The 1,296-nt window shown below is 61.9% G+C and carries 1 protein-coding gene; it reads right to left on the bottom strand.

Features of this window, described 5'->3' with window-relative positions; genetic code table 11:
• Positions 1–38: 38 nt before the first annotated feature.
• On the bottom strand, positions 39–1,241 hold the full coding sequence (locus CYD53_RS29755; protein WP_103721675.1) for an IS256 family transposase: 1,203 nt from the start codon (positions 1,239–1,241) through the stop codon (positions 39–41).
• Positions 1,242–1,296 lie beyond the last annotated feature (55 nt).

The raw sequence follows: 1,296 nt of genomic DNA, 5'->3' as shown, positions 1-1,296 counted from the left end.
GGGACTGTCTGAATTTTTGTGTCCGGGGCGGTTGAGCTTCACCGTGTGATGAAGCGGTCCTCGAACAAAACGGCGAACTGTGACTTTGCTTCGCCCCATTCGCGCGAGGCCATTTTCCACTCGGCGGCGGCATCGCGCAAGACGAGATAGATCAGCTTGGTCGCAGCGTCGTCTGTCGGAAAATGCCCCCGTATTTTGACCGCGCGCCGGAGCTTGGCATTCAGGGCCTCGATCGCGTTCGTGGTGTAGATGATTTTCCGCACGCCCTCGGGAAAGGCGAAGAACGGGATGACGCGATCCCAGTTCCGGCGCCAGGCCAGGGCGATGGCCGGGTATTTTTTACCCCAGAAACCCGCGTCGAAGGCCTCGAGCGCGGCCATGCCGGCTTCCGCGTCCTTGGCGCGGTAGATCATGCGCAGCGCCGGCACGAGGGGCTTTCGATCTTTCCAGGAGACGAACTCCAGCGAATGCCGGATCAGGTGCACGATGCAGGTCTGCACGATCGCCTGCGGAAAGACGGCGTTGATCGCCTCGGGGAAGCCCTTGAGGCCATCGACGACGGCGATCAGGACGTCCTCGACGCCGCGGTTCTTCAGCTCGTTCATCACGCGCAACCAGAACTTGGCGCCCTCGGTCGTCTCGATCCAGATGCCCAGGATGTCCTTCGTGCCGTCGGCCTGGACGCCGAGCGCCAGATAGACCGCCTTGTTGCGAACCAGGCCCTCGTCCCGGATCTTCACGCGCATGGCATCGAAGAAGATCAGCGGATAGCTCGTCTCCAGCGGCCGGTTCTGCCACTCGCTCACCGTCTCCAGCACGGCGTCGGTCACCGTCGAGATCAGGTCGGGCGAGACGTCGAGGCCATAGATCTCCAGCAAATGGCCCTGGATCTCGCGGACGCTCATCCCCCGGGCATACATCGAGATGATCTTCGCGTCGAAGCCGGGAAAGCGGCGCTGGTACTTGGCGATCAGCTTGGGATCGAACGTCCCCTCCCGATCGCGTGGAATCCGCAGTTCCAGCTTCGAGCTCTCGCCCAGCACCGTCTTCTTCGAATAGCCATTGCGTCGATTGGCATTCCCCGCGGCAGCCTCGCCGTCGAGGTGATCGTCCAACTCAGCCGACAGAACCCGGTTCGCAAGAGCCTTCTTCAGCTCATCGACAAGCCCGTCCTTGGCAAAAACCTCTCGCGGGTCACGCCCCGCCAGCAACTGATCCAGCGTGTCTTTCTTGATGACCATATCCGCCCTCCATCGGCGTCACTATGGCCCCAGACACAAAATCCCTGACAGTCCC

The sequence above is a fragment of the Allobosea psychrotolerans genome (assembly GCF_002917105.1).
Lineage (GTDB): Bacteria > Pseudomonadota > Alphaproteobacteria > Rhizobiales > Beijerinckiaceae > Allobosea > Allobosea psychrotolerans.
This window is presented reverse-complemented; position numbering and strand designations above follow the sequence as displayed.

What these genes read in the sequence shown, in the direction of transcription:
- CYD53_RS29755 (WP_103721675.1), bottom strand. Translation starts at nt 1,241, where the DNA reads ATGGTCATCAAGAAAGACACGCTGGATCAGTTGCTGGCGGGGCGTGAC.